The organism is Cohnella ginsengisoli, assembly GCF_029525555.1.
In the GTDB taxonomy this organism is placed as follows: Bacteria; Bacillota; Bacilli; order Paenibacillales; family Paenibacillaceae; genus Cohnella; species Cohnella ginsengisoli.
This window is the reverse complement of the sequence record NZ_JAPDHZ010000003.1, coordinates 935,716-960,140: the sequence shown is the minus strand read 5'-3', so window position 1 is coordinate 960,140 and position 24,425 is coordinate 935,716. Positions and strand designations below refer to the sequence as shown.

Here is a 24,425-nt window from a genome sequence, read left to right as displayed (position 1 = left end):
GGGGACGAGTCTATGGCGAGCGGCATCATGCCGGATCAATTGTACGGAACCGTCAGGGTGAACGACGCCGTCATCGAGATCATCGAGGTGTTGGAGGAGCAGCCTTGGGGAGCCCGCTCGTGTCCCCCTCACACGCATGCGTGGTTCGAGTGCAACTACATCTATGAAGGCAGCATGAAGACGGGCTTCGGGGGACCGCTCCTGAACGTCGGAGCAGGCGAGTTTTTCCTCGTCCCAGCGGGCGCCGAGCATCGTCACGAGTATCTGCCGGAGTCTCCTCACCGGGGCGTCTGCCTGCGATGGACGGTCGCGCCGGCGGAGCCGGCCGCCGGAGGCGGAGCAGGCTCGGTCTATGCCGCGCTCGAGAGATTGCGGGAGTGGCAGCTCGGCTGCTACGAGGATCGCTTCGGCCTGGGCGAACGCATCATTCGGCTGTTCGAGGAGGCGCGGGAAGCGCACTCGCTTGCGTCCGTTCAGCTGACGTTCGTGCAGATTCTGCTGGCGATCGCCGCCGTTCGCCATCCCGAAGGACGCATCGCGCCTGCGGCCGCCGATCAGTCCGATACCGCGTTTCTCCGCAAGATCGAGGTTTACCTGAACGACGAGCGCGCGGAAAAAATGAATGTCCGCAGACTCGCCGACGCCCTGCATGTCAGCTACAACCATCTGGCCCGCAAGTACAAGCGGCTGACCGGCAAGACGATCGTCGGCCGACTGACCGAGATTCGCCTTGCGCGCGCGCTCGACCTGCTCCAGCGGACCGACGCCTCAATCGGCGCGATTGCGGAGGTCTCCGGCTTCGGCGCGGCCCACTACTTCAGCCGGGTGTTCAAGGAGGTCTATGGCGTCAGCCCGAAGACATACCGTCAAGCGCTGCCCGGACAGACATGACGAATGCGAAAGAAACGATAAATGCGAAAGATACGATGAATGCCGCGGGCTTGTACAAGTATTTGCCGATCGATCACCATGAGAGCCTGATCGACATGGAGATCAAGAAGCCGTAGTAGACGCGGGCGCGATCCGCGCGACGACGGGCGAGACGCTCTCCCCGATCAACGCCGACAACCTGCGCAAGGCGCAAGCGATGCCGGAGACGGGACGCACGGCAGGCAAGATCGTACCCGAAGGATTTTAATAGCGGCGCATGAGTGCTATGATCTTTAGATAAGGAAGACAGGGAAAAAGGAGCGGATGGGCGTGCGGGATCGGGAGAGCGGGTACCGGGTTTTGTCCGGACGTAGGCTGCCCGGTCGAATTCACGCTGGACGTGATCGGCGGAAAATGGAAGGGCGTGCTGCTCTATCATCTGAGGGGAAGGCCCGAAGGGATTCAACGAATTCCGCCGAATCTGCCCGGTTGAGCTTCAATTTCGTTGGATCAGTCTCACTTGGACGTGAAAGGAGAACCGCATGCTTATCGGAATCGTACTGGCCGTCGTCTTGGCGGGTGTCGTCGCGGCGTATTGGCTTATGCTGCGCAGACGAAGAGTGTCCGCTGCGCGCAGCGCGAAGGTCGTGCCGCTTCGATCTGTCCGCCGACGGCGGCCGGGCAAGTCGCCGGAGGGCCGGAGCAAGCCGCGAGAAATTCGGGACAAGCCTCGAGAAACGGCGGCAGGGGAGCAAGCGCGACCCTGCTCTTTGTGCCGCGAACGATCCGCGCGGCTTTCATTTTATGTAGACGAAGGCGGCCGTACGATCGGGGTATGCAAAAACTGCCGGCCCAAAGCCGAAGCGCGGGAGCTGGACCGTCTATAGCCTGCCCGGCGTCCCTTCCGCGATATGCGCCATTGCAAAATGATTGCAAAAAGCCGAACCGGACCTTTTCAAGGCCGATTCGGCTTTTTGCGCTGCCGTTCGCTTCAGGATGCACGGCATCTAGACGCGTACGTCGAGGTTGCCGCCCAGATGCGGCTGCGCGATGCTTTGCGCCATTTGCACGATCGCTTGACTGTCCTGCCGCGCGGTGTCCAGCGCTTTGCCTAGAACGGCGATGCCGGCTTGCTGCCGCAGGTCGTTCATCGCCAGTCCCGTCGAGATTGCCGCTATGTCCATGGACGTTCACCTCCCGTTTCCTTTATCGGATCAGGCCGCAAGATCGGTGAATGCAGGACAAGATACGGTCGGTCAAGGGTGCTTGACGGCCGCGATGCGCAATCGACTCTTATTGATCGTCCACTTCCCGTCCTGGTACAGGCGCGGCCTAAGCGCATCCTCGATTTCGTCATAGATCGTGTGGAGCTCCGCCGGCGCGACATCGGCGAAAAAATAGCTCGCGAAGCTGTCCAGCATCGCCCTGACTCCCGCTGGAGCCTGAAGCAGGGAAGGCTGGTCGAAGTGCAGGGCGAATGTCACGCGAAATCCGGTCCGCTCCAGCAGGCCGGCATATTCGCCGATCGTCGGCAGGTACCAGGGAATTCGCCCCTCCGGCCTGTAGCCGCGTGCCGAGAGTACTTGTGCGATCGCATCGGTTAGCGACACGATGTTGCCGCTGCCCGCGAACTCGGCCACGAATCGTCCGCCGTCCCGAAGCGCCAGCCACACGGTTCGTGCCGTCGCCTCGGCATTCCCGATCCAATGCAGCGCGGCATGGGAGAAAACCGCGTCATAACGGACATCCGTCCGATATATACTGGCATCCGCCTCTTGAAGATCAAGGCCCGGATGTCTTTGCCTCGCGCGCGCGACCGATTCCGCAGACAGATCGATGCCCGTAGGGACCGCCCCGGCAGCCGCGATTCGGGCTGTCAGGTCTCCGTTTCCGCAGCCGAGGTCGAGAATTCGCTCCCCGGGGGAGGGCTGGAGCAGGGACAGGACGTCTTCGCCTAGTCGGGACATGGCTGCCGGGCGCGTTGCCTCCGGCTGACGATTTGGGTTGTGATCGGGTTTGCCGTTCATGGATCCCTCTCCTTTATGGTCCATCCTATTTCAATTTTAAGGACATTGAATATCCATAATAGCTCCGAGTTGGCCGGGTCGTCAAGAAGAGGCAGCGAATATGGGGATGCGGTCTGAGACAATGAACCGCTACAATAAGGAGAACAAGATCAATTCGAGGAGTGGAGCCGTCATGGCCGAAGTTTCAGAGCTGAATACGATACTAAGTAGCTTGTCCAAAGATGTGCTGATTCAAATTGTAAGAGAGGTGTGTGAAAAAGATCGCACGCTTAAAAATAGCCTGCTGCTGAAATACGGGAAAGGGAAAACGGATAAACAGCAAGTACAAGCTTTTAAAAAAATGATCGCATCGATCGTGAGAAAGTACAGCGGGAGAGAAAGGTTCATTCCGTATCGGGACGTTTACGGTTTTGCGGCGGAAATGATGAATCTGCTCGAAAATATCGGCGACCGGCACAACCGATTATTAGAGCTTGAATTGATGTCCGCGATGCTGGAAGAAAGCATGGAGGCGCTGCAATACGCAGACGATTCGGGCGGCGACATCGGCATGCTGATCCGAGAATGTATGGGAAAAATAACGCAGCTCGCAGACGAAAGCCGTGAAGATAGCGAGATGGTGCGACTACCTTTCTTCGAACGCCTGCTCGCGTTGAGCGAGAGCGAAATATTCGACGGTTGGGATTCGAACCGTACCGAGGTGCTTGAAGTTTGCGTCGCCTTCGCCGATTTGCCGGGGCCGAGGGATCGATTGAAAAGCAAACTTGAGGAGCTGCTGGAGGCTGGCGCCGGCGACGAATACAAGCAATATGATCGAGAGAGCTTGCTCCAGCTCATGCACCGCCTGCTCCTTCTCGAATCGGAAGAAGAAGCGGAGCGGTATGCTTATGCGCATATTGCGTATCCTTCGTTCCGCGAGCTGATCATCGATCAAGCCGTGGAATCGGGGGGATGATGTACGGGCGATCGAATTGGCCGAAGAAGGAGAACGGCAGGATCGGTCCTGGCCGGGGCGCGCCGCCAAGTGGAAATGCATCCGGTATGAAGCCTATAAAAGGCTCTCGCTTAAGCAGGAGCAGGCGGCGATCGGTAAGGAGCTGCTGTTAGGCGGTGAATACGCCTTATATGAAGAACTGGCAGCCTTAGCTGGTGAAAATGCGCAAACATTCTATCGGGATATCCTCGCGGAATTGAGAGAGACTGACGGCTGGCGTTCCAGAGACGTGTATCTTCGTCTGATTCTGGACAAGAACGATCTGCCGGAACTAATGGATTACGTCCGCGCCACGCCTTCGGAGATCGAAGCGCATGCCGAACGGCTGGCACGCGATTATCTGGAAGAAGTCGTGGAGATCTATGAGAAGCAGATTGATCGCCAAGCGAAAAACGCAACGGATAGAAAGGTCTATAAAGCGGTCTGCGGCGCCATCAAGCGCTTCAAAAAAATCGCCGGCGCGTCCAGGCAAGCGGAGGTCGTCTCCCGATTAAAGGCGGCTTACGGAAGACGGCCCGCTTTTATGGACGAGCTGGGGAAGCTTAGTTAATGGCGGGTTTTGCTTCGATCGCTCTGCTCCCTTTCTCGGTCAACGCATAAAGGATCGCGAGCAGCGGGAGCGCGGCGCCGATCAGCGAAGCGAGCTGCCAGCCGCCATGTGCGTACGCCCAGCCGCCGAGCGCCGAACCGACTGCGCCGCCGATGAAGAAGATCGACATGAACAGGCCGTTCAGACGGCCGCGCGCTTCGCTGCCGAGCGCGTAGACGACGCGTTGCCCAAGCACCAGGTTGCCGGAGACGGCCATGTCGAGCGCGATCGCGGAGACGAAGAGCAGGACGAGCGATGCGGTCGAGTGGCCGTGGAAAATTTGCGGGAGCAACCATGACAGCAGCGCGACGCTCAGGGCGAGCCAGGTAAGCGGTCGGCTCCAGCCTTTGTCCGCGAGCCGTCCGGCGATCGGCGCGGCCACGGCGCCGCCGACCCCGACCAGCGCGAACCAGGCGATGCCCTGCTGCGACATGCCGTAAGCGTCGGCCAGACGGAGCGGCGCGACCGTCCAGAAGAGGCTGAAGGCGCCGAATAGAAAAGACTGGTACAGCGCGCGGCGGCGCAGTGTCGGCGTGCGGGCGAGCAGCGGTACGAGAGAGCGGATCAGCTTGCCGTAGGATACGCTTGGTACCGGACGCCGCTCGGGCAGCTTGCGCGACAACAATACTGCCAGCAGCGCGATGGCGACCGCCGAAGCGGCGAATACGGCGGGCCAGCTCCAGATGCCGGCGATGAAGCTGGCGACCGGGCGCGCGAGCATGATGCCGAGGAGAAGTCCGCTCATCACGTTGCCGACCGCGCGGCCCCGCTGCTCCTCGGAAGCGAGCGAAGCTGCGAAAGGCACGAGCACTTGCGCGACGACCGACGCAGTCCCGATGAGGAGCGACGCGGCCAGGAACAGCGGCGCGTTCGGCGCCAGCGCGGCCGCGATCAGGGCGGCTGTCGCCGCGGCGAGCGCCACGACCGTCAGCCGGCGGTTCTCGACGATATCGGCCAGCGGGACGATGAACAGCAGCCCTGCGACATAGCCGATTTGCGTCAACGTGACGATCAGGCCCGCCGCCCCGGCGGACAGCCCCGTGGAGGCGCCGATCGGTCCGACCAGCGTCTGGGCGTAGTAGAGGTTCGCCACGATCAAGCCGCAGGCCGCCGCCAGCAGGATCGTCAAGCCTCGAGAAATACCGCCGTCTTTCGTTTTTTGTTCGGTGTGCATCTTGTTTCCTCCGAACGATACGTTCTGCATAAATAAATACTGAACGTATAGTTTATTAATTGATGACCTCATGATATACTGAACGCAGCGTTTTGTAAATAGGCGTGTTGATTTTCTTTCAAAGCGTTTTTACGTATACTGAACGTATCGTATTTTAATGTTCACGAATAGACGTTCGAGCATGCGGGAGGGAGGCTATGACGATGCAAGAGCAGAACAAACGGGGGCGGCCGCGGGATCCGAAGACGCAGGAGGCGATTCTGTCCGCGTCGTACGAGCTGCTGCTGGAGGTCGGCTTCGGCGCGGTGACGGTGGAGAAGATCGCGGAGCGCGCGGGCGTCAGCAAAGCGACGATCTACAAATGGTGGCCGAACAAAGCCGCCGTGGTCATGGACGGGTTTTTGTCCGCCGCCTCGGCTCGGCTGCCGGTGCCCGACACGGGCGACGCGTTCGAGGACGTTCAGATTCACGCCGTGAACTTGACCCGATTTTTGACGAGCAGGGAAGGGAAGATCATCGCAGCGCTGGTCGGCGAAGGGCAGTTCGATCACGGTCTGGCCGAAGCGTACCGGACGCGCTACTTCCAGCCGCGACGGCTTGAGGCGAAGGGTATTCTGGAAAAGGGGATCCGGCGCGGACAGCTTCAGGAAACGCTGGACGTCGGGCTCGGCGTCGACCTGCTTTACGGGCCGATCTTGTACCGGCTGCTCGTGACCGGCGAGCCGTTGGACGACGACTATGTGCGGCGGCTGGTGACGAGCGGGTTCGAGGGGATTCGCGCGAAGTAATGTGAAGAAGATGGCGGGACGAGCGGGGGCAAGAGCACGTTAGCCTGCTGACCTTGTTGGACAAGTCGAAAATTCGTGGCCGCTCCCAGGTACTCTTCCTACTCTATTGACGTAGGTCAGTAGATGGGCGGATTCTGACCCGAATGGGAAGTAAACGTCTAACATAGGTCAGTCTTTTTCAGCGCATCGCATCGGTGTCAGCTCCTTGCCTTGCTCATGCGAGTCGCCGCTCAAGCAAACGTCGATTGCAAACACAAAACGGGATGAAGCAGGAAAATGGCTTCATCCCGTTTTGGTTATTTGGCGTCATGATTGAGAAAGTTTGGATAAGCGAACGAGCATCGCAGCCGCTTCGGCACGGGTCGTCGGGGCAGAGGCATCGAAACGTTGGTCTTCCTTGCCAAGCAGTACCGCGTGCAGCGCCGCCGCTGCAGCAAAAGGCTTGGCCCAGGACGGGATGCTCGCGTCGTCCCCGAAGGGGGAAACGGCGGCAGGATCGGCCGTCCACTTCGCCGCGCGGACGATAATGGCCGCCGTCTCGGCGCGGTTGATCGTCACGGACGGCCGGAACGTGCCATCCGGATATCCTTTAACGATGCCGCTATCGATACCGGCTGAGATCGCCTCTCGGGCCCAGGCCGGGATCGCCGCCGCATCGGCGAATCGGGAGATGGCGGCTAAGCCGCTTTTATCGGGATTCAGCCATCTTGCGACCATCACGGCCCACTCCGAGCGAGTAACGTAGCGGTTAGGCCTAAACAAACCGTCGGGTTCGCCCTTGACGAGACCGAGGGCGCAGGCTTCGTTGATCTCCGCTTCCGCCCAATGACCGCGAATGTCGGAGAAGCAGGAGATGACCGGCGGCTTGTTCAGGCGATTAATCGTTACGCTGTAGACGCGAACGACGCCGTTCGCGGCTCTTACTTCGATCTGTATGACGTTTCTGCCGGGCGTGAGGTCGACAATGAGCGGAAGCTTCCCGATCGTACTCTCTCCGTTAACTCGCAGCGTCGCGGCCGGGAAAAGCGGCGCTGCGTTCAAAGCGATGCGCGATTCGGTCGTCGCTCCGCCATAGAGATCGACGTTCATGTCAAAAGCCGGAGACAAGGCTACGGGCTGTGCGGCGGCCGTGATCTCGAGCAGCTTCAATCTGGCCTCCGCCGAAGCTTCGGAAGGCTGCGAAGGGACCGTCGGCGTCGCCGTAAGGACGGTCGCGGTCAGTGGAACGCTTCGATTCCCTGCTGCGTCTACGGCGACCACGGCGTAGACGTACGACGTGCCTGCGGCCAATCCTGTCGCCGCTTGGAACAGGGTGGCCGAGTCAAGGATGACGGGCGTCCCGCCATCCTGCGTCAGCTCGTAATGGTCGACGCCGCGGTCGTCGGCGGCTGCGGGCCAGACGAGCTTAGCGCTCTCGTACGCGACGTCCGAGACGGATAGCGCCGAGCCGGACGGCCAGGTCGGATCGGCGACATCCGGCGCGAGCCCCTTCGTCAGCGTTACGGTCACCGCCGCCGCTGCCGTGCGCGGCGATTCGTTGCCCGCAGTGTCCTCGGCGGTTACGACGTACTTGTACGTTCCCGGCCCGAGGTCGCCGATATCGGCGACCGGGACCGAGCCGTCGGCGCCGCTCGTGCCGAGCGCGATCGCCGACCCGAGCTCGCCCGCATCGACGACGCCGTCGGTGTCGTCGTCGTTCCAGCGGTAGGCGCGGACGGTCGCGCCGGCTTCGCTTACCGCAGCCGCGGCGCCTGCGAGCCGATCCGGCGTGCCGCTGTAGTTGTCGACGGCGGCGAACTTCGTCGGGTCTATCGTCGGCGCCGTCGTATCCGGCACGGGGTCGTCCTCCACAATCGTGACCGTCGCGCTTGTCTGGCCGCCCAGCGTCGCCTCGTTCGTCGGCGCGGATATCGTCACGCCGAACGTTCGGTCCACGCCGGGAACGCCGTTGTCCGCGACCGGAATCGAATAAGTTCGCGTCGTATCGCCCGGGTTGAAGACGATCGTCGCGTCGACCGCCGTATAGTCGGAGCCGGCGATCGCAGAGATGTCCGACGTTTTAATTCGAACCTTCGTCTGACCGTAGGAGCTGCCGGTCCGATTGACGGTCACGATCGCGCTGCCTCCATCCTCGGAGACGGAAAAAGCGGGTGCGGAGAAAGTCAATGCGCCTTCGGCTCTGCTGGTCTTCAGGAAAATCGTATTTCCGCTTAAATTGGCCAAATCAGTAATGCCGTCGCCGTTCCAATCGCCTGTTGCAATGTATCCGGCGAGCGCAAGATCCGACTTGGCCTGGAACGTGCCGTCTCCGTTGCCGTTCAGGAACGAGACAGTACTCCATTGATTCGTGACCGCCAGGTCCAAATGGTTATCTCCGTCGAAGTCGCCCGTGGCGATATCGATCGGATGAGTGCCGGTCGGATACAGGTCGGGCATCTCGAAGGAGCCGTCGCCGTGATTGAACATTACGGCAGCCCCGCCGCCGCTGCCGTTGTCTACGACCGCCAGGTCGGCGTCGCCGTCGCCGTTAAGATCGCCTGACACGAGCTTGAACGGGACTGCGATGCTCCCGTATGTGTTGGTCGTAAAGGTCCCGTCTCTGTTATTCAGCAGTACGCTGATATTCGAATCGGCCTCGTTGGAGACGGCGAGGTCCATATGTCCGTCCCCGTCGAAGTCGTCGGCAGCGACGTAACGAGGAGAACTGCCGACCGCAAAAAAAACAGGCCCGCCGAAAGCGCCGTGTCCATCGCCGTAGAGGACAGACACTCGGGCTGAAGTGGAATCTACGACGGCTAAATCCGCATTGCCGTCTTTGTTGAAATCTGCTTCGGCGATGCCAAGCGGATAGTTGCCGGCAGGGAAGAAGGTCGGAGGATCGAACGTGCCGTCTCCCCCGGTTGCGGAGGATCGATACGTTGTGGGAGTCGCTGTTGCTGACCGCAAGGTCAAGGCTGCCGTCTTTGTCGAAGTCCGCCACGGCGATTTCTCTCGGTTTGGCGCCGACCGGCTGATAGGAAGGCGGGTCCCGAAACGTGCCGTCTCCGTTTCCTTTGAATATCGCGAGCTGATTGGTATAGATATCGATCAGGACCGCATCCTGGAGTCCGTCGCCCGTCAAGTCGGCGAACGCTGCATCGAATATTATAGAATATGGATCCGGCAGCGTATACGAGGGAGTCGCATTTTGAAACTTCGGTCCGGACGCGAACGCGCCGAGCGGAGCTGCCGCCAGGGCGAGCGCCAGCCCGACAGGCAAGAGACCCGCTAGTTTTTTTTTCATATAAGGGAAATCTCCTTTTGACAAAATATGGCCTTTTTCAACATTATACTAGATTCGCCTCCCCGATAAATCCCCCAAACGATTTAACAAATCAGCCCGGTTCGGATAATCCAGCGTAAATAGTCCCCGACTACACTCTAGTTGGAGAGAAAACAACAAGAATATAGACATAGTCCACAATAATCCACGCGGGAGTGAAGGGGAAACCATGAAAAAAGCATTGAAGAGGCAATTGGCCGCGGGTCTTATCTTGTCTACGCTCGCGCTGCCGCTCGCGGCGTGCGGAGAAAAAACGCGGACGGCGCGGAAGCGAGCGCAACTGCGTCGCAGGAGAGCTCCGTAGCGGATCTGGAGGCAAAGGCGAAGGAAGAGGGCTCCGTCGTCAGCGTCGGCATGCCGGACACATGGGCGAACTGGAAAGATACGTGGGCGGATCTGCAAACGAAATACGGCCTTTCGCATACGGATACCGACATGTCGAGCGCCGAGGAGATCGCCAAGTTCGACGCGGAAAAAGACAAGCCGACCGCGGACATCGGCGACGTCGGCATCGCCTTCGGCTCGGTCGCGATCGATAAAGGCGTTACGCAAGCTTATAAATCCTCGTACTGGGACGAAATTCCCGCTTGGGCCAAGGATCAGGACGGTCACTGGATCGTAGGCTATCAGGGCACGATCGGATTTTTGACGAACAAGAAGCTCGTCGTGAACCCGCCCAAGAGCTGGGAGGATCTGAAGAACGGCGACTACAAGATCATCGTGGGCGACGTCACCAAAGCCGCGCAAGCCCAAATGGCCGTGCTCGCGGCGGCGATTGCGTTCGGCGGCAGCGAGACGAACATCGAGCCGGGCATCGCGTACTTCGAAGGCCTGGCGAAGGAAGGCCGTCTCTCCAATGCGGAAGCGAGCCTCGCCAACATCGAGAAGGGCGAAGTGCAAGTGACGCTGCTCTGGGACTTCAACGCGCTGAACTATAGCGATCAGCTCGGCAAGGATCAGTACGACGTCGCGATCCCGACGGAAGGCAGCGTCGTGAGCGGGTACGCCACGATCATCAACAAGTACGCGCCGCACCCGAACGCGGCGAAGCTGGCGCGAGAATATATCCTGAGCGACGAAGGCCAGATCAACTTGGCCAAGGGCTATGCAAGGCCGATCCGCGACAGCGTGAAGCTGCCGGACGACGTGGCCGCCAAGCTGCTGCCGAAGGAAGCCTACGCGAACGTCAAGCCGGTTAACGACTACAAGGCGTGGGAAGAGACCGCCAAGCAGATCCCCCAAATGTGGCAAGAGCGCGTTCTCGTCCACATGAACTAAATCCTAACGGGGCGTCTTCGACTTCGGCCGAAGGCGCCTCTCCGATCCGATAGGAGCGTGGCGCGTTTGAAACGAAGCAATCGGTGGATGTGGCTGGGGCTTGTCCCCTTTTTGGCGATGGTCCTTTTGTTTCAACTAATCCCGGTCGTGACGATGGTGGCCGGCAGCATGAAGCCTGCATCGGGCTCGGGCATTTCCTTCGGCTTCTATGCGCATATTCTGCAGAGCGCCTACTATATGCAGGCGATCAAGAACAGCCTGCTCATCTCCGCCGCGTCGAGCACGATCGGCCTCGTCGCCGGCCTCGCTTGCGCCTATGGCATCACGCGATTCCCTTCTCGCGCGCGGGACCGCCTGCTGATGCTTTCCAATATGACGTCGAATTTCCAAGGCATTCCGCTCGCCTTCGCCTATATCGTGCTGCTGGGCAGCAACGGGGTGTTCACGCTTCTGTTCAAGCAGTGGGGCTGGAGCGTGTTCGCCGACTTTAATCTGTACAGCTGGTCGGGACTCGTCCTGGTTTACGTGTACTTCCAGGTACCGCTGGCGCTGCTGCTGCTGTACCCATCCTTTTACGGCATTCGGGAGCAGTGGCGGGAAGCCGCGTCGCTGCTGGGCGCGAGCAGGTGGCAGTTCTGGACGAGCATCGGCTTGCCGGTGCTGTCGCCCGCCGTGTTCGGCACCGTCGGCATTTTATTCGCGAACGCCATGGGCGCCTATGCGACCGCCTACGCGCTGGTCGGCGGCAACTACAACCTGTTGGCCGTGCGGATCGGTTCGCTCGTGGCGGGCGACGTCGTCAACCAGCCGCAGCTCGGCAACGCGCTCGCGGTCATTCTGGCGCTCACGACGCTGCTTGCCGTCTTTCTCAATCATAAGATGACCCAGCGCGCCCGGCGTCTCGACGCCGCATTCGCCGCCCGACCGGTCCGCAAGCGCCGTCAATCGCCGCCGCGCGCGTGGACTGCCGCGACCGCTGCGAAGGAGGAGCTGTGATGGAAGCCTCGACCAGGCGGGCGGGCCCCGCGCATCGCTCGCTGATGCTGCTGCTCATGGTCTATTTGCTGCTGCCTCTCCTGGCTACCTGCATTTATGCGTTCGCCAAGGAGTGGCAGACGACGGTCTTGCCCGAGAGCTGGACGCTCGAGTGGTTCCGCGGCATGTTCCGGGATCTTCGTTTCCTGGAGTCGCTCTGGACCTCGCTTTATCTCTGCTTGATCGGCGTCGCGATCAGCCTGCTCGTCATGCTCCCCCGCGGTGTTCGTCATCACGCTCTATATGCCGAGGCTGGAGTCGCTCATGAAGGGCATCGTGGTGCTTCCCTACGCAGTGCCCGGCGTCGTGGCGGCGGTCGGACTTATCCGAGCCTACTCCTCCGGTCCGCTCAACATTTCGGGCACGGCGTATATTTTGCTCGGCGCCTACTTCGTCGTCGTGCTGCCTTATATGTACCAGGGCATCCGCAACAGTCTGCTGACGGTATCGGCCGGTCCGCTGCTCGCCGCCGCGGAGCTGCTCGGCGCGAGCCGGATGCGCGCGTTCGCGTCGGTCATTTTGCCGAATATATGGCCCGGCGTGCTCGTCTCCGCGCTGCTGTCGTTCTCGGTGCTGTTCGGCGAGTTCGTGATGACCAACATGCTCGTCGGCGGGCAGATCCAGACGATCCAAGTGTACCTTTATCGGCGGATGGGCGAGAGCGGGCATCTGGCCAGCGCCATCGCGATCACTTATTTCGCGTTTATCTTGATCTTGTCTGCCTTGCTCATGAAGCTGGGCCAAAAAGTAAACGGAGGCATGAAACGATGAGCGACTATCTGGAGCTGCAAGGCATCCGCAAGCGATTCGGGTCCGCGAACGTGCTGGACGAAGTTAACCTGCAGATTCGCGAAGGCGAGCTCGTGACGCTGCTCGGACCTTCGGGCTGCGGCAAAAGCACCATGCTGCGCTGCATCGCGGGGCTCTCGGACATCGACGGCGGCCGGATTTTGCTGGATGGCAAAGATATCGCCAACCTGCCGCCGCGGAGCCGGGAGATCGGCATGGTGTTTCAGGCGTATGCGCTGTTCCCGAACCTGACCGTCAGCCAAAATATCGAATACGGATTGAAGATGCGAGGCGTCGACAAAGCGGCCAGGAAGAGCAGGTCCGAGGAGCTGCTCGCCATCGTCGAGCTGACGGACAAGCGGGACGCATATCCCCAGCAGCTCTCCGGCGGGCAGCAGCAGCGGGTGGCGCTCGCGCGTTCCTTGGCCGTCCGTCCCAAGGTGCTCCTGCTAGACGAGCCGCTAAGCGCGCTCGACGCGCAGATTCGCAAAAACCTGCGGTCGGAGATCCGCGCGATCCAGCGGCAGTTTAACATGACGACGATTTTCGTCACGCACGATCAAGAAGAGGCGCTGACCTTGTCCGACCGGGTGTGCCTGATGAACAAAGGCCGCATCGTTCAGGAAGGCGCCCCGGAGGCGATCTATACGAAGCCCCGGACCGAATTCGTCGCCCGGTTCATGGGCAGCTACAACGTGCTCAGCCGTACGGACGCGTTCAAGCTGTTCGGCAAGGTGGACAGCGCCGCGCAAAGCTTCGCCATTCGTCCCGAATCGGTCTCGCTGCTGAAAGGAAGCGCCGAATCGCTTGGGACGGACCGGCGCATCGCGGAGGGCACGATTCATACCGTATCCATCCTCGGCAACGTCATCCGGTACGGCGTCGAAGCGGCAGGCGTGCGGCTCACGATCGATGCGCTGAACGACGGCCGTTCGCTGCCGCTCGCCGAGCGGAGTCCCATCCGCCTGGCGCTTGACGAATCGCAGCTGCTGCATTTGGAGCAAGAAGGAGCTTAAGGCATATGTCCATCTCGTCGGAAGAACGCAAGCGCGTCATCGTCGACCAGTTGAAGCTGGACGGTCGCGTCAAGGTGCCCGAACTGTCGCTGCGGTTCGCCGTGTCCGAGGAGACGGTGCGCCGCGACCTGCTGCTGCTGGAGCGGGAAGGGCTGGCGAAGCGCGTCTACGGAGGCGCGGTGCCGAGCAAGCAGACCAACTATGAGCCTCCTTATCTGCAGCGTCAGAAGGAAAAGGCGCAGGAGAAGGAACGCATCGGCCGGGCGGCCGCCGCGCTCATCTCGTCGGGGGACACGATCGCCATCGACGTCGGCACGACGACGCTGGAGCTGGCCAAGGCGATCTCGGGCTGCGAGCGACTCACCGTGCTGACCAACTCGCTGGCCGTTGCCTACCATCTTATGGAGTCGCTGAACGGCGGTCGTTTTACCGGCAAGATCATCGTCATCGGCGGCGAGCTGAACCCGGAGCAGCAGTCGATGTCCGGCACGATGGCCGAGCGGATGATCTCGCAGTTTCGGGTCGACAAAGCCTTCATCTCGGTCGGCGGCGTGTCTCCGAACCGGGGCGTCAGCGATTACGATCTCGGGGAAACGGGCATGTCCAGGCGAATGGCGGAGGCGGCCGGACAGACGATCGTGCTCGCGGACGACTCCAAGCTGAACAAGGAAGCGTTCGTGGAGATCGTCCCGCTGAGGAACGTCCATACGATCGTCAGCAACGTCGCCGCGCCGCGGGAGTGGGCGCAGACGCTGCGCGCCCATCGCCTGCAATGGACGGTAGCCAATTAAAGGAGGAGAGCGTGCATGAATCCAACGTCACCGAAGCTCGTCGTCGTCGTGCTCGACGGACTCAGATACGACGCCGCGCGCCGCTATCTGGGCTATATGGAGCATCTGGCCGAGCAGGGCGAAGCGGTCTGCCATAAAGTCCGGTCCGAGCTCCCGAGCTTGTCGCGCCCGCTCTACGAGGTGCTGCTGACCGGCACGCCGGCCGCGCAGAACGGCATCGCGGCCAATCATATCGCGCGTCTGAGCCGCGAGCGAAGCGTATTCCATCTCGCCGCCGGCGCGGGACTGAGGACGGCCGCAGCAGCTTATCATTGGGTCAGCGAGCTGTACAACGCGGCGCCTTTCCAGCCGCTGACGGACCGCCATCAGCATGACGCGGACAAGCCGATCCAGCACGGCGTCTTTTACTTCGAAGACCATTACCCGGACAGTCATCTGTTCGCGGACGCCGAGCATCTGAGACAAGCGTACGACCCGCATTTCCTGTACGTTCATACGATGAACGTCGACGACGCGGGCCACAAGTTCGGCGGCGAGAGCCCGCAGTACGAGGCGGCCGTGCGGGCGGCTGACGGCATGCTGGCGTCTCTCTTGCCGGAATGGCTGGCGCGCGGCTACCGCGTCCTCGTCACCTCGGACCACGGGATGAGCGCGTCCGGACAGCATGGAGGCACGGCGTCCGAGGAGCGAAGCGTTCCGCTTTATCTGCTGGGAGACGCGCGGTTTATGCTGGAGCGGGGACGCGGCGAAGCTGCTCTGCCGCAGTTGCTGCTGGCCCCGCTCATGTGCCGCTGTCTCGGCATCGCGCCATCGCCTGCGATGATCGAGTTGCCGGAAGCGGCATACGCGGCGCCCGGACCGCGTTCCTAGTTTCTTGCGTCCGTGGCAATATTTGGCGATGTCCGGGATTCGCGCCATAACCGGACGGAGTTTTGGATCATGCTGGAGCAGGTGTTACAATGAATTGAACGTACTTAAGGCCAAGGGAGGAAATCTAATGTTGAAGATCGGCATTATCCTGGGCAGCACGCGCGAAGGCCGCCTCAGCCCGCAGGTAGGCGAATGGGTGAAGGCGCTCGCGGACAAGCGCGGCGACGCCGAATACGAGATCATCGACATCGCGGATTTTAAGCTGCCGCTGCTCGGCGAGCCGGGTCAGGACGCTTCCGGTGCCGCAGCATGGACGGCGAAGATCGATAGCTGCGACGGATTCGTGTTCATCGTGCAGGAGTACAACCACTCCATCACGGGCGCGCTCAAGAATGCGCTCGACTACGTGCGCAAGGAATGGAACGACAAGGCGGCCGGCATCGTTTCTTACGGCTCGGTCGGCGGCGCCCGCGCGGCGGAGCATCTCCGCGGCATCCTCGGCGAGCTGTCGGTCGCGGACGTGCGCGTGCATCCGGCGCTCTCCCTGTTCACCGACTTCGAGAACGGCTCCGTCTTCAAGCCGAAGGACGTGCAGGCGACCTCGCTCGGCCAAATGCTGGATCAAGTGATTTCCTGGTCCACGGGGCTGAAGACGATTCGCAAGTAATTCGCTATGTAACGAAGTCTGAACAATCCTGCCCCCTTGCCGGTCGAACCGGCAGGGGTTTTTTGTTCTGCGCGGTTCAGCATGGAATAAGGGTTAAAAGGCAGTTATTTCGTGCGGACTCGGAAGTATGCAGCAGTTTGTTGTTAAAAGGCAGTTATTTTCTTGCGGGATGCGAGAATATGACGTTTGAGCGGGAATTAGGGGCCTTTTGACACTTATTTTTTTTGCGGATATGCGATTGGAGGGGAAATAACTGCTTATTGACAACTATCTCCAGAAAGTCGGTGCTTTAGCGCTCATCAAGGCTCCACTATCGCGCATCGCAACCGGACGCTGTTTGAGCCCCGATTCCCCCCTTTGCTACAATAGGTACAAACCGACAGGGGAAGGAATGTGGTGCATGATCGTCGCTATCAATACGATTAAAGTAAAATCGGGGCATGTCGCGGAAGTTGCCGAGCGCTTCAAAAATCCGAAGGGCGTCCAACACGCGCCGGGCTTCGTCCGGATGGAGCTGCTGACCGAATCGCTGGAGGAGCACGACGAGCTCAAAGTGTGCACGACTTGGGAAGACCGCGAATCCTTCGACGGCTGGGTGAACAGCGATGCGTTCAAGCAGGCGCACGCGCATGCCCGTCCGAAGCCGGAAGCCGGCGCGGAGCCGGCGCAGCATCCGGGGGGGCACGGCGAGCAAGCGCGGCCCGGCGGCGGCATCATGCTTGGCGCGAAGCTGAGCGTGCATGAGGTCGTTTTCGCTTATCCGTCGAATTAATCTTCTACGTGAATGACGCATGCCGGGAACCACCTCAGGTTGAGGTAGGTTCCTTTGTGTTTCTTGACGCATTCGGAGCGGCGAGTTAACCGGAAAAACCGTGCAACGCAAAAAGCGCCATCCGCGCCGGCGCCGCGATAAGCGGGGCCGGCGCGGATGGCGCCATCACGTATAACTCGGTACGAGTTGCACGGAGCTATCGCTTTAATGCCCCGCCAGCACGCTCTCCTCCGCCCGCGCTTCGCCGGAGCCGTTCTTCTGCGCGGCGGGCTTGATGCGGCGGACGAACAGGCTCAGCACGAAGCCGGCGATCGCGAAGCCGGAAGTGAGCAGGAACGTGTCGCCGAAGGCGCCGACTGCCGCTTCGAGGGGGTTCGGGCCTTTGTAGGCGGCCATGACCTTGTCGCTGTGCGTGGCCAGATAACCGGTTAGCCCGGCGACAGCGAAGGAGACGATGACCTGCTGGGCCGAGTTGGTCAGCGGCGTGACGCGGCCGACGAGATCCCGGGGCGCGGTGCTGAGGATGTACGTGTTCATCGTCATCATCGATAGCCCCATGCCGCAGCCGAGCAGGAACAGATTGAGCATGATGACGTAAAGCGGACGGTCGAGCGTGATCTGGGACATGATGAGCAGGGCGGCCGATATAAAAATGGTGCCGGTGATGACGATCGGACGCGCGCCGATGCGATCGAACAGCCGCCCGCCGATCGGCATGCACAGCATGGAGCCGAGCGCCTGCGGCAGCAGGATCAGACCGGTTTCCAGCGGCGTATAGCCCTTGACCTGCTGAAGCATGAGCGGGAAAAGGATGATCGAGCCGAACAGCGCCGCATACAGAATCCAGGACAGGATAATGCCTTGCGTGAAGGCGAAGCTGCGGAATACGCGCAGTTCAAGCAGCGGCTGGCGGTGCCGCAGCTCGACGATGACGAACAGCACCAGCGCGACGCCGCCGACGATCAGGCCGGTCAACGTGCGGGAAGAACCCCAATCCGTGCCGCCTTCGCTGACGCCGAACGCCAGCATGGCGAAGGCGATGGGGCCGAGGATCATGCCGAGGATGTCTAGCGCCGGCGGCTTGCCGCGTTCGAATGCGGGCAGATAGCGCCACGCGACGAAAACGGCGGCGACGCCGATCGGCAGGTTGATGAGGAAGATCCAGTGCCACGAGACGTATTCGACGAAATAGCCGGACAGCACCGGTCCGAGCGCGGGCGCGAGCAGGATCGGGATGCCGAGCACGCCCATGACGGCGCCGCGCTTCTCGGGGGGCGAGATGCGGAAGACGAGCGCCATGCCGATCGGGGCGACCATGCCGCCGCCGATGCCCTGGATGACGCGGAAGACGACGAGCTGTTCCGTATTCGTCGCGAGCGCGCATAATGCGGAGCCGAGCGAGAATAGCACGATCGTCGCGATAAAAACGCGTTTGGAGCCGAATTTGTCGGTCATCCAGCCGGCTAGCGGAATGACGGCGGACAGCGCCAGCGTATAACCCGTGACGGCCCACTGCAGATGGTGGAGCGTGGTGCCGAAGTCGTCGACCAGCGTCGGGATCGCATTGTTGACGACCGTGGTGTCAAGGATAACCATGAACATGCCGATAATAACGGCGAGGAGCGGCGGCAGCAGCTTGAGCAGCGAGAAGGGCTCTGCTTGGGCGGGAGAGGCCGTGCGCGGGTTTGCCATGTGTGTACTCATTCCTTTCTGAATAAGGGCCTGTGCCTTGACGGATTTCCGAATTTCCGTTAACTTTTGACTAAGTGGTTTTAACAAAAACCGTACAGTCATAAAAGGCTACAGGCCTATTTTTATCGTGTTAGGAAGTCTTTGTCAATCCTTATTTTTCAGGAGGGCCCATGAGCATCCTTAAAAACAAAATTATAGAGTCGGCCGAGCGCATGTTTGCGGAGAAAGGCTACGAGGCGACTTCCATTCAAGATATAGCGGACGACTGCAGCATCGCCAAGGGCTCGCTGTACAAGTTTTTTCCTTCCAAGGAGGACCTGTACATCGAGATCATGGAAGTTCATTTCGCGCGGATCATGGAGGATTCCGAACAGATCCGCGAACGGACGGGGCTGTCCCCGCGCGAGCTGTTCGTCGAGGAGATCCGCCATCAGCTCGACTATTTTCTCAATCGCGGCTTATTCGTCGCGAATTCGCTGAAGGAGAAGCCCGCGATTCCCGGCGACAAGCTCGGACTGCTGATGTTCCGCAAGCGCGCCAAGCTGCTCAACTACAATCGGGGCGTGCTGCAGCGTCGGTACGGGGAGGCGCTCGAGCCGCATATTTGGGATGCGGTCATGATTTTGAACGCGATGGCGAAGGAGTATCTTCACCTGATCAAGATGTTCGCCAAGCCGATCTCGGTGCCGGCGCTGGCGTCTTACTTCGCCGACCGGATGGACGATCTGGTCGCGGGACTGCTCTCGCGGAAGGCGGAGCCGATGCTCACGGCCGACCTCATGAAGGAATTCGAGTCCGAGCGGCCGGAGACGCTGCAGGAAGCGATCGAGCGCTGCGGCGCCTTGGTGCTCGAGCAGGCGGCCTCCACGATCCGCGAGCTGAGCGTGCCTAACGCGCGCAAGCGGGAGCTGGAGCAGCTCTTGGACATGCTTCGGGAAGAGGGGGAGAAGGAAGCGCCGCGGCGCTTCCTCGTCACGGCGCTGCTCAACGAGCTGGCGACCGAGCACGAGCTTGAGCCGTACGTGGCCAGAATGCGCCGCTGGGCGATGCAGATGCTGCGGGACTAGAGAAATGCGTTTGGAGCCGGTGGCGAGTAAGGGGATGGCGGGGCGCTCTATAATCGGTCATGCAACGACCGGAATCGAGGAGGAATCCGGCAGCGAGCTTTTTTGGGCGCGATTGCCGAGAAATCCGGTTTTCCGATTACTTCGGCCCCCAACACCTTTCCGCCGCCTAGTTAGTCGGCTCCAACCTCGTACAATCTTCATCGGCGCTGCCGTGGCAATTAGAACGGATACGAACCCTATTGCCTTGTCCATGAGCCGCTTCAGCGGAATGAGGTAACGTTAGAACCCGGCTTTTTAAATCATTTTCTTTTGTTTCCGCTCGGATAAGGAGGAGAAATCGTGCCTCTGACTTGTAACTTTGGCGGAATGCGGCAATAATGGAGTATCGTTAAAAATTAGGAGTGGTCGTTTGAAAAAGCAAAAACCGATGTCGATGGATGAATTGTTAAAAGACTTGCAGGGCCAGCGCACGTTCCAAGAGGATCCGAACCATGTCTCGCTGGATAAGCTGTTTAACGAAGCTTTCATGAGCAAGCACACGAACTTCGGCTCGTTCCTCGCGTTTCTCGAGAAGGGCAACTTCCAGGTATACTCCCATGAGGATATCAAAAACATTCATGAGGAGCTGTGGGAACGGCACGTCGCCAGAGAGACCAACTTCCCCGACTGGAAGTCGATGCTCGATACGGCGAACGCCGAGTACGCAGGCAAAAAAGCTTAGCGCAACCGGCCCGTGGCCCAGCGGAGTTCCCCCTAAGCGCTTTCCCGTCAAGCGGGAACTCCTGATTAAAACGCACGGTTTTACCTCGCCCCGTTCTTTCATATTGCGAACCCTCACGAGAGCGATAAATACGCTATCGTTTTTTTGTCGTATTATCCTTTATAGTAATTATTGGCATTCTACTATAAAGGAGGTTTTTAAAGAGGTGCGCAGTTTTATACATAATGCAATAAAAATACTTATGGCGGGGGCGCTCGCTTTCGGTTGGCTGGTCGATTATCCGCTGACGGCAAGCGCGGCAGAGCCGGATACGACGATCGTGACTGCTCCGCCCATTCTATCGAACAACCCGAATACGATGTTTGTTTTTTCTTCGTCTGCGTCGGGCGTTAGTTATGAATGCAACCTGGACGCTTCTGCATTTATGAGCTGCGCAACGCCTTATTCCGTTTCCAGCCTTGCGGATGGACCTCATACGTTATTGGTCAGAGCCATCGACGGCTCTGATGTCGATCAGAGTCCCGCTTATTACGCCTGGACCGTTGATACAGTGCCGCCGTCGGCGCCGGTCCTGGTTACTCCCCCAAACGGATCGGTGACGAACAATGCGTTGCCAATCTATTCGGGAACTGGCGATCCCAACGTATCCGTGACGGTCGTCGTCGACGGCACATCGTTCTTGCCGGTGACCTCCGATGCTTCGGGCAATTGGTCGTACACATCGGCGACGTCGCTTGCCGAAGGATCGCATACGGTGAAGGCCATAGCGAGTGACGGAGCAGGAAATACAAGTGTGGATTCAAATACGAACACGTTCACCGTCGATACGACGGCTCCGGCAGCGCCCGTTGTGACGAACCCGACAAACGGATCGACCACGAACGATTCGACGCCTGCTTACTCGGGAACGGCCGAAGCCAACAGCACCGTGACGGTCTTCGTGGACGGAAGCTCGATCGGTACGACTACGGCGAATGCTTCGGGCAATTGGAATAAGACACAGCTGACGCCGCTTGCCGAAGGATCGCATACGGTGAAGGCCAGAGCGAGCGACGGAGTAGGAAATACAAGTGTGGATTCAAATACGAACACGTTCACCGTCGATACGACGGCTCCGGCAGCGCCCGTTGTGACGAACCCGACAAACGGATCGACCACGAACGATTCGACGCCGGACTATTCGGGAACGGCTGAGGCCAACAGCACCGTGACGGTCTTCGTGGACGGAAGCTCGATCGGTACGACTACGGCGAATGCTTCGGGCAATTGGAATAAGACACAGCTGACGACGCTTGCCGAAGGATCGCATACGGTGAAGGCCATAGCGAGCGACGGAGTAGGAAATACAAGTGTGGATTCAAATACGAATACGTTCACCGTCGATACGACGGCTCCGGCAGCGCCCGTTGTGACGAACCCGACAAACGGATCGACCACGAACGATTCGACGCCGGCCTATTCGGGAACGGCCGAAGCCAACAGCACCGTGACGGTCTTCGTGGACGGAAGCTCGATCGGTACGACTACGGCGAATGCTTCGGGCAATTGGAATAAGACACAGCTGACGCCGCTTGCCGAAGGATCGCATACGGTGAAGGCCAGAGCGAGCGACGGAGTAGGAAATACAAGTGTGGATTCAAATACGAATACGTTCACCGTCGATACGACGGCTCCGGCAGCGCCCGTTGTGACGAACCCGACAAACGGATCGACCACGAACGATTCGACGCCGGACTATTCGGGAACGGCTGAGGCCAACAGCACCGTGACGGTCTTCGTGGACGGAAGCTCGATCGGTACGACTACGGCGAATGCTTCGGGCAATTGGAATAAGACACAGCTGACGACGCTTGCCGAAGGATCGCATACGGTGAAGGCCATAGCGAGCGACGGAGTAGGAAATACAAGTCCGGATTCAAATACGAATACGTTCACCGTCGATACGACGGCTCCGGCAGCGCCCGTTGTGACGAACCCGACAAACGGATCGACGACGAACGATTCGACGCCGGCCTATTCGGGAACGGCCGAAGCAGGCATCGCCGTGACGGTCGTCGTTGACGGCCTCTTGTTGGGGCCGGTTACCGCCGATGCTTCGGGCAATTGGTCTTACACATCGGCGACGACGCTTGCCGACGGACCGCATTCGGTGCTCGCAAGGGCAAGCGATGGAGCAGGAAATACAAGTGTGGATTCAAATACGAATACGTTCACCGTCGATACGACGGCTCCGGCAGCGCCCCTTATGACAAACCCGACAGACGGATCGACGACGAACGATTCGACGCCGGACTATTCGGGAACGGCTGAGGCCAACAGCACCGTGACGGTCTTCGTGGACGGAAGCTCGATCGGTACGACTACGGCGAATGCTTCGGGCAATTGGAATAAGACACAGCTGACGCCGCTTGCCGAAGGATCGCATACGGTGAAGGCCAGAGCGAGTGACGGAGCAGGAAATACAAGTGTGGATTCAAGTACGAACACGTTCACCGTCGATACGACGGCTCCGGCAGCGCCCGTTGTGACGAACCCGACAAACGGATCGACGACGAACGATTCAACGCCGGCCTATTCGGGAACGGCCGAAGCAGGCAGCGCCGTGACGGTCGTCGTTGACGGCCTCTTATTGGGGCCGGTTACCGCCGATGCTTCGGGCAATTGGTCTTACACATCGGCGACGCCGCTTGCCGACGGACCGCATTCGGTGCTTGCAAGGGCAAGCGACGGAGTAGGAAATACAAGTCTGAATTCGAATACGAATACGTTCACCGTCGATACGACGGCACCTGCCGCTCCTGTCGTGACGAGCCCGGCCAACGGGTCGACGACGAACGATTCGACGCCGACCTACTCGGGCACGGCCGAAGCGAACAGCACCGTTAACGTCGTCGTGGACGGAACTTCGATCGGCACGACGCCGGCGGATGCTTCGGGCATCTGGAATTTCACGCAGCCGACGCCGCTTGCCGACGGCTCGCACGGCGTGTCGGCGAAGGCGACAGATGCGGTCGGTAATGCCGGTGCTGCGTCAACCATTGTGACGTTCACCGTAAATACGGCCGTGTCACCGCCACCGCCGCCACCACCGCCGCCGGCGTACCAGCCATCGCCCCGGCTGGATCAACTGACGGCCAAGTCGACCAAAGATGGCTCGGAGCTTGCGTTGACGCCAAGCTTCAACCGCGAGCAGTTCGCATACGGCGCGGAGACCGAATCGGCAGAAGCGATCGTGCGCGCCGTGCCGTCCATCGCGGGATCGAGCCTGCTGCTCGACGGGGCGGCATGGAGCGGGGAGAGCGCACTGAAGCTAAACGAAGGCGCCAATCGATTCACGATCCGTGTCGCTTCGCCGGGCGGCGCGCAGGATTATGTGCTGACGATCGTTCGCAAGCGGGCGGTCGCCGAATGCCCGTTCGTCGACCTTGACGGTCACTGGTCCAAATCGTATGTGTGCGAAGCTTATGCGCGTTCGATCGTGAATGGAACGGATTCGCAGCACTTCACGCCTGACCGATCGGTCACCCGCGTCGAATTTGCGGTCATGCTCATGAACGCGATTGGCGCGAGCGCGCAGCAGGACGCCGTACCGGAAGCCGCAATCGCCTATTCCGACGAAGGCGAACTGCCGGAGTGGGCAGCACAGCTTGTTCGCGAAGGCACCGCGGCAGGTTTGCTGAAGGGATACCCGGACGGCAGCTTCCGTCCGGGGGCCCGGATCAGCCGCGCCGAGATGGCATTGATGCTTGCGCGAGCCGCGAAGTGGCAGACCGAGGAAGGGCCGACTTCGTTCAAGGACGATGCGAAGCTGCCGTACTGGGCGCGTCCTGCGATCGGCGCCGCCGCCGCGCACGGGATCCTGCTCGGACGGGACAGCGGCAGGTTCGACCCGGCAGCTCCGGCGACCCGTGCGGAAGCGGCGACGGCCCTGCTCCGATTCGTGCAGTCGCTGCAAAAATAAAC

The 24,425-nt window shown here is 60.3% G+C and carries 20 protein-coding genes and 3 pseudogenes; 17 read left to right on the top strand and 6 right to left on the bottom strand.

Features of this window, described 5'->3' with window-relative positions:
- Positions 1–12 precede the first annotated feature (12 nt).
- The 3 genes and pseudogenes from OMP38_RS15745 (at position 13) to OMP38_RS15735 (ending at position 1,757) form a co-directional block, all read left to right on the top strand.
- Entirely contained in the window at positions 13–891 is an 879-nt protein-coding gene (locus OMP38_RS15745) for an AraC family transcriptional regulator (protein WP_277565977.1), read from the top strand.
- 316 nt (positions 892–1,207) lie between these two features.
- A pseudogene (locus OMP38_RS15740) lies at positions 1,208–1,358 on the top strand (winged helix-turn-helix transcriptional regulator); the annotation flags it as partial.
- Between the two features lie 54 nt (positions 1,359–1,412).
- Positions 1,413–1,757 carry a hypothetical protein gene (locus OMP38_RS15735; protein WP_277565976.1) on the top strand — a complete coding sequence of 115 codons (345 nt, stop codon included), beginning with the start codon at positions 1,413–1,415 and terminating at the stop codon, positions 1,755–1,757.
- A 120-nt stretch (positions 1,758–1,877) separates the two neighbouring features.
- Here OMP38_RS15735 and OMP38_RS15730 read toward each other — a convergent pair whose 3' ends face one another.
- On the bottom strand, positions 1,878–2,054 hold the full coding sequence (locus OMP38_RS15730) for a YjfB family protein (RefSeq protein WP_090108686.1): 177 nt from the start codon (positions 2,052–2,054) through the stop codon (positions 1,878–1,880).
- A 72-nt stretch (positions 2,055–2,126) separates the two neighbouring features.
- Positions 2,127–2,897: a class I SAM-dependent methyltransferase gene (locus OMP38_RS15725; RefSeq protein ID WP_277565975.1), complete on the bottom strand. Its 771-nt coding sequence runs from the start codon at positions 2,895–2,897 to the stop codon at positions 2,127–2,129.
- Between the two features lie 172 nt (positions 2,898–3,069).
- On the opposite strand from OMP38_RS15725, the gene OMP38_RS15720 reads away from it, so the two are divergent.
- Entirely contained in the window at positions 3,070–3,852 is a 783-nt protein-coding gene (locus tag OMP38_RS15720; RefSeq protein ID WP_277565974.1) for a hypothetical protein, read from the top strand.
- Positions 3,853–3,868: 16 nt separating this feature from the next.
- Positions 3,869–4,441, top strand: a complete 573-nt coding sequence (locus tag OMP38_RS15715) for a hypothetical protein (RefSeq protein WP_277565973.1) — start codon at positions 3,869–3,871, stop codon at positions 4,439–4,441.
- On the opposite strand, the gene OMP38_RS15710 is transcribed toward OMP38_RS15715, so the two are convergent.
- Entirely contained in the window at positions 4,434–5,654 is a 1,221-nt protein-coding gene (locus OMP38_RS15710) for an MFS transporter (RefSeq protein WP_277565972.1), read from the bottom strand. The two genes, OMP38_RS15715 and OMP38_RS15710, sit on opposite strands and share 8 nt — an antisense overlap.
- Before the next feature lie 197 nt (positions 5,655–5,851).
- Between OMP38_RS15710 and OMP38_RS15705 the strand changes: the two genes are divergently transcribed.
- Entirely contained in the window at positions 5,852–6,442 is a 591-nt protein-coding gene (locus tag OMP38_RS15705; protein WP_277565971.1) for a TetR/AcrR family transcriptional regulator, read from the top strand.
- Between the two features lie 306 nt (positions 6,443–6,748).
- Here the strand turns inward: OMP38_RS15705 and OMP38_RS15700 are convergent, their stop codons facing one another.
- Both OMP38_RS15700 and OMP38_RS35905 read right to left on the bottom strand, forming a co-directional pair.
- Positions 6,749–9,388, bottom strand: a complete 2,640-nt coding sequence (locus tag OMP38_RS15700; RefSeq protein ID WP_277565970.1) for an FG-GAP-like repeat-containing protein — start codon at positions 9,386–9,388, stop codon at positions 6,749–6,751.
- Between the two features lie 52 nt (positions 9,389–9,440).
- Positions 9,441–9,725, bottom strand: a pseudogene (locus OMP38_RS35905) (FG-GAP repeat domain-containing protein); the annotation flags it as partial.
- 279 nt (positions 9,726–10,004) lie between these two features.
- Here OMP38_RS35905 and OMP38_RS15695 point away from each other — a divergent pair.
- The 8 genes and pseudogenes from OMP38_RS15695 (at position 10,005) to OMP38_RS15660 (ending at position 16,982) form a co-directional block, all read left to right on the top strand.
- Complete coding sequence (locus OMP38_RS15695; protein ID WP_420869659.1) at positions 10,005–11,042, top strand: ABC transporter substrate-binding protein; 1,038 nt, start codon at positions 10,005–10,007, stop codon at positions 11,040–11,042.
- Between the two features lie 66 nt (positions 11,043–11,108).
- Entirely contained in the window at positions 11,109–12,038 is a 930-nt protein-coding gene (locus OMP38_RS15690; RefSeq protein ID WP_277565969.1) for an ABC transporter permease, read from the top strand.
- Positions 12,038–12,848 (top strand): annotated as a pseudogene (locus tag OMP38_RS15685) (ABC transporter permease). Before OMP38_RS15690 ends, OMP38_RS15685 begins: the two are co-directional and overlap by 1 nt.
- Positions 12,845–13,882 carry an ABC transporter ATP-binding protein gene (locus tag OMP38_RS15680; RefSeq protein ID WP_277565968.1) on the top strand — a complete coding sequence of 346 codons (1,038 nt, stop codon included), beginning with the start codon at positions 12,845–12,847 and terminating at the stop codon, positions 13,880–13,882. The pseudogene OMP38_RS15685 and the gene OMP38_RS15680 overlap by 4 nt, the downstream one beginning before the upstream one ends.
- Before the next feature lie 5 nt (positions 13,883–13,887).
- Positions 13,888–14,673 carry a DeoR/GlpR family DNA-binding transcription regulator gene (locus tag OMP38_RS15675; protein ID WP_277565967.1) on the top strand — a complete coding sequence of 262 codons (786 nt, stop codon included), beginning with the start codon at positions 13,888–13,890 and terminating at the stop codon, positions 14,671–14,673.
- A gap of 15 nt (positions 14,674–14,688) precedes the next feature.
- Positions 14,689–15,543, top strand: a complete 855-nt coding sequence (locus OMP38_RS15670; protein WP_277565966.1) for an alkaline phosphatase family protein — start codon at positions 14,689–14,691, stop codon at positions 15,541–15,543.
- A 127-nt stretch (positions 15,544–15,670) separates the two neighbouring features.
- Entirely contained in the window at positions 15,671–16,210 is a 540-nt protein-coding gene (locus OMP38_RS15665) for an NADPH-dependent FMN reductase (RefSeq protein ID WP_277565965.1), read from the top strand.
- 400 nt (positions 16,211–16,610) lie between these two features.
- Positions 16,611–16,982, top strand: coding sequence for an antibiotic biosynthesis monooxygenase (locus OMP38_RS15660; protein ID WP_277565964.1), 372 nt, complete (start codon positions 16,611–16,613; stop codon positions 16,980–16,982).
- Positions 16,983–17,186: 204 nt separating this feature from the next.
- Here OMP38_RS15660 and OMP38_RS15655 read toward each other — a convergent pair whose 3' ends face one another.
- Positions 17,187–18,674: a DHA2 family efflux MFS transporter permease subunit gene (locus OMP38_RS15655; RefSeq protein ID WP_277565963.1), complete on the bottom strand. Its 1,488-nt coding sequence runs from the start codon at positions 18,672–18,674 to the stop codon at positions 17,187–17,189.
- Between the two features lie 170 nt (positions 18,675–18,844).
- Here OMP38_RS15655 and OMP38_RS15650 point away from each other — a divergent pair, with 170 nt between their 5' ends.
- The 3 genes from OMP38_RS15650 to OMP38_RS15640 all read left to right on the top strand — a co-directional run bounded on the left by OMP38_RS15650 (position 18,845) and on the right by OMP38_RS15640 (position 24,423).
- Complete coding sequence (locus tag OMP38_RS15650) at positions 18,845–19,741, top strand: TetR/AcrR family transcriptional regulator (RefSeq protein WP_277565962.1); 897 nt, start codon at positions 18,845–18,847, stop codon at positions 19,739–19,741.
- A gap of 427 nt (positions 19,742–20,168) precedes the next feature.
- A complete protein-coding gene (locus OMP38_RS15645) occupies positions 20,169–20,462 on the top strand; it encodes a hypothetical protein (RefSeq protein WP_277566827.1) in 294 nt (97 codons plus the stop codon).
- Complete coding sequence (locus OMP38_RS15640; RefSeq protein ID WP_338130524.1) at positions 20,359–24,423, top strand: Ig-like domain-containing protein; 4,065 nt, start codon at positions 20,359–20,361, stop codon at positions 24,421–24,423. The genes OMP38_RS15645 and OMP38_RS15640 overlap by 104 nt, the downstream gene beginning before the upstream one ends.
- Positions 24,424–24,425 lie beyond the last annotated feature (2 nt).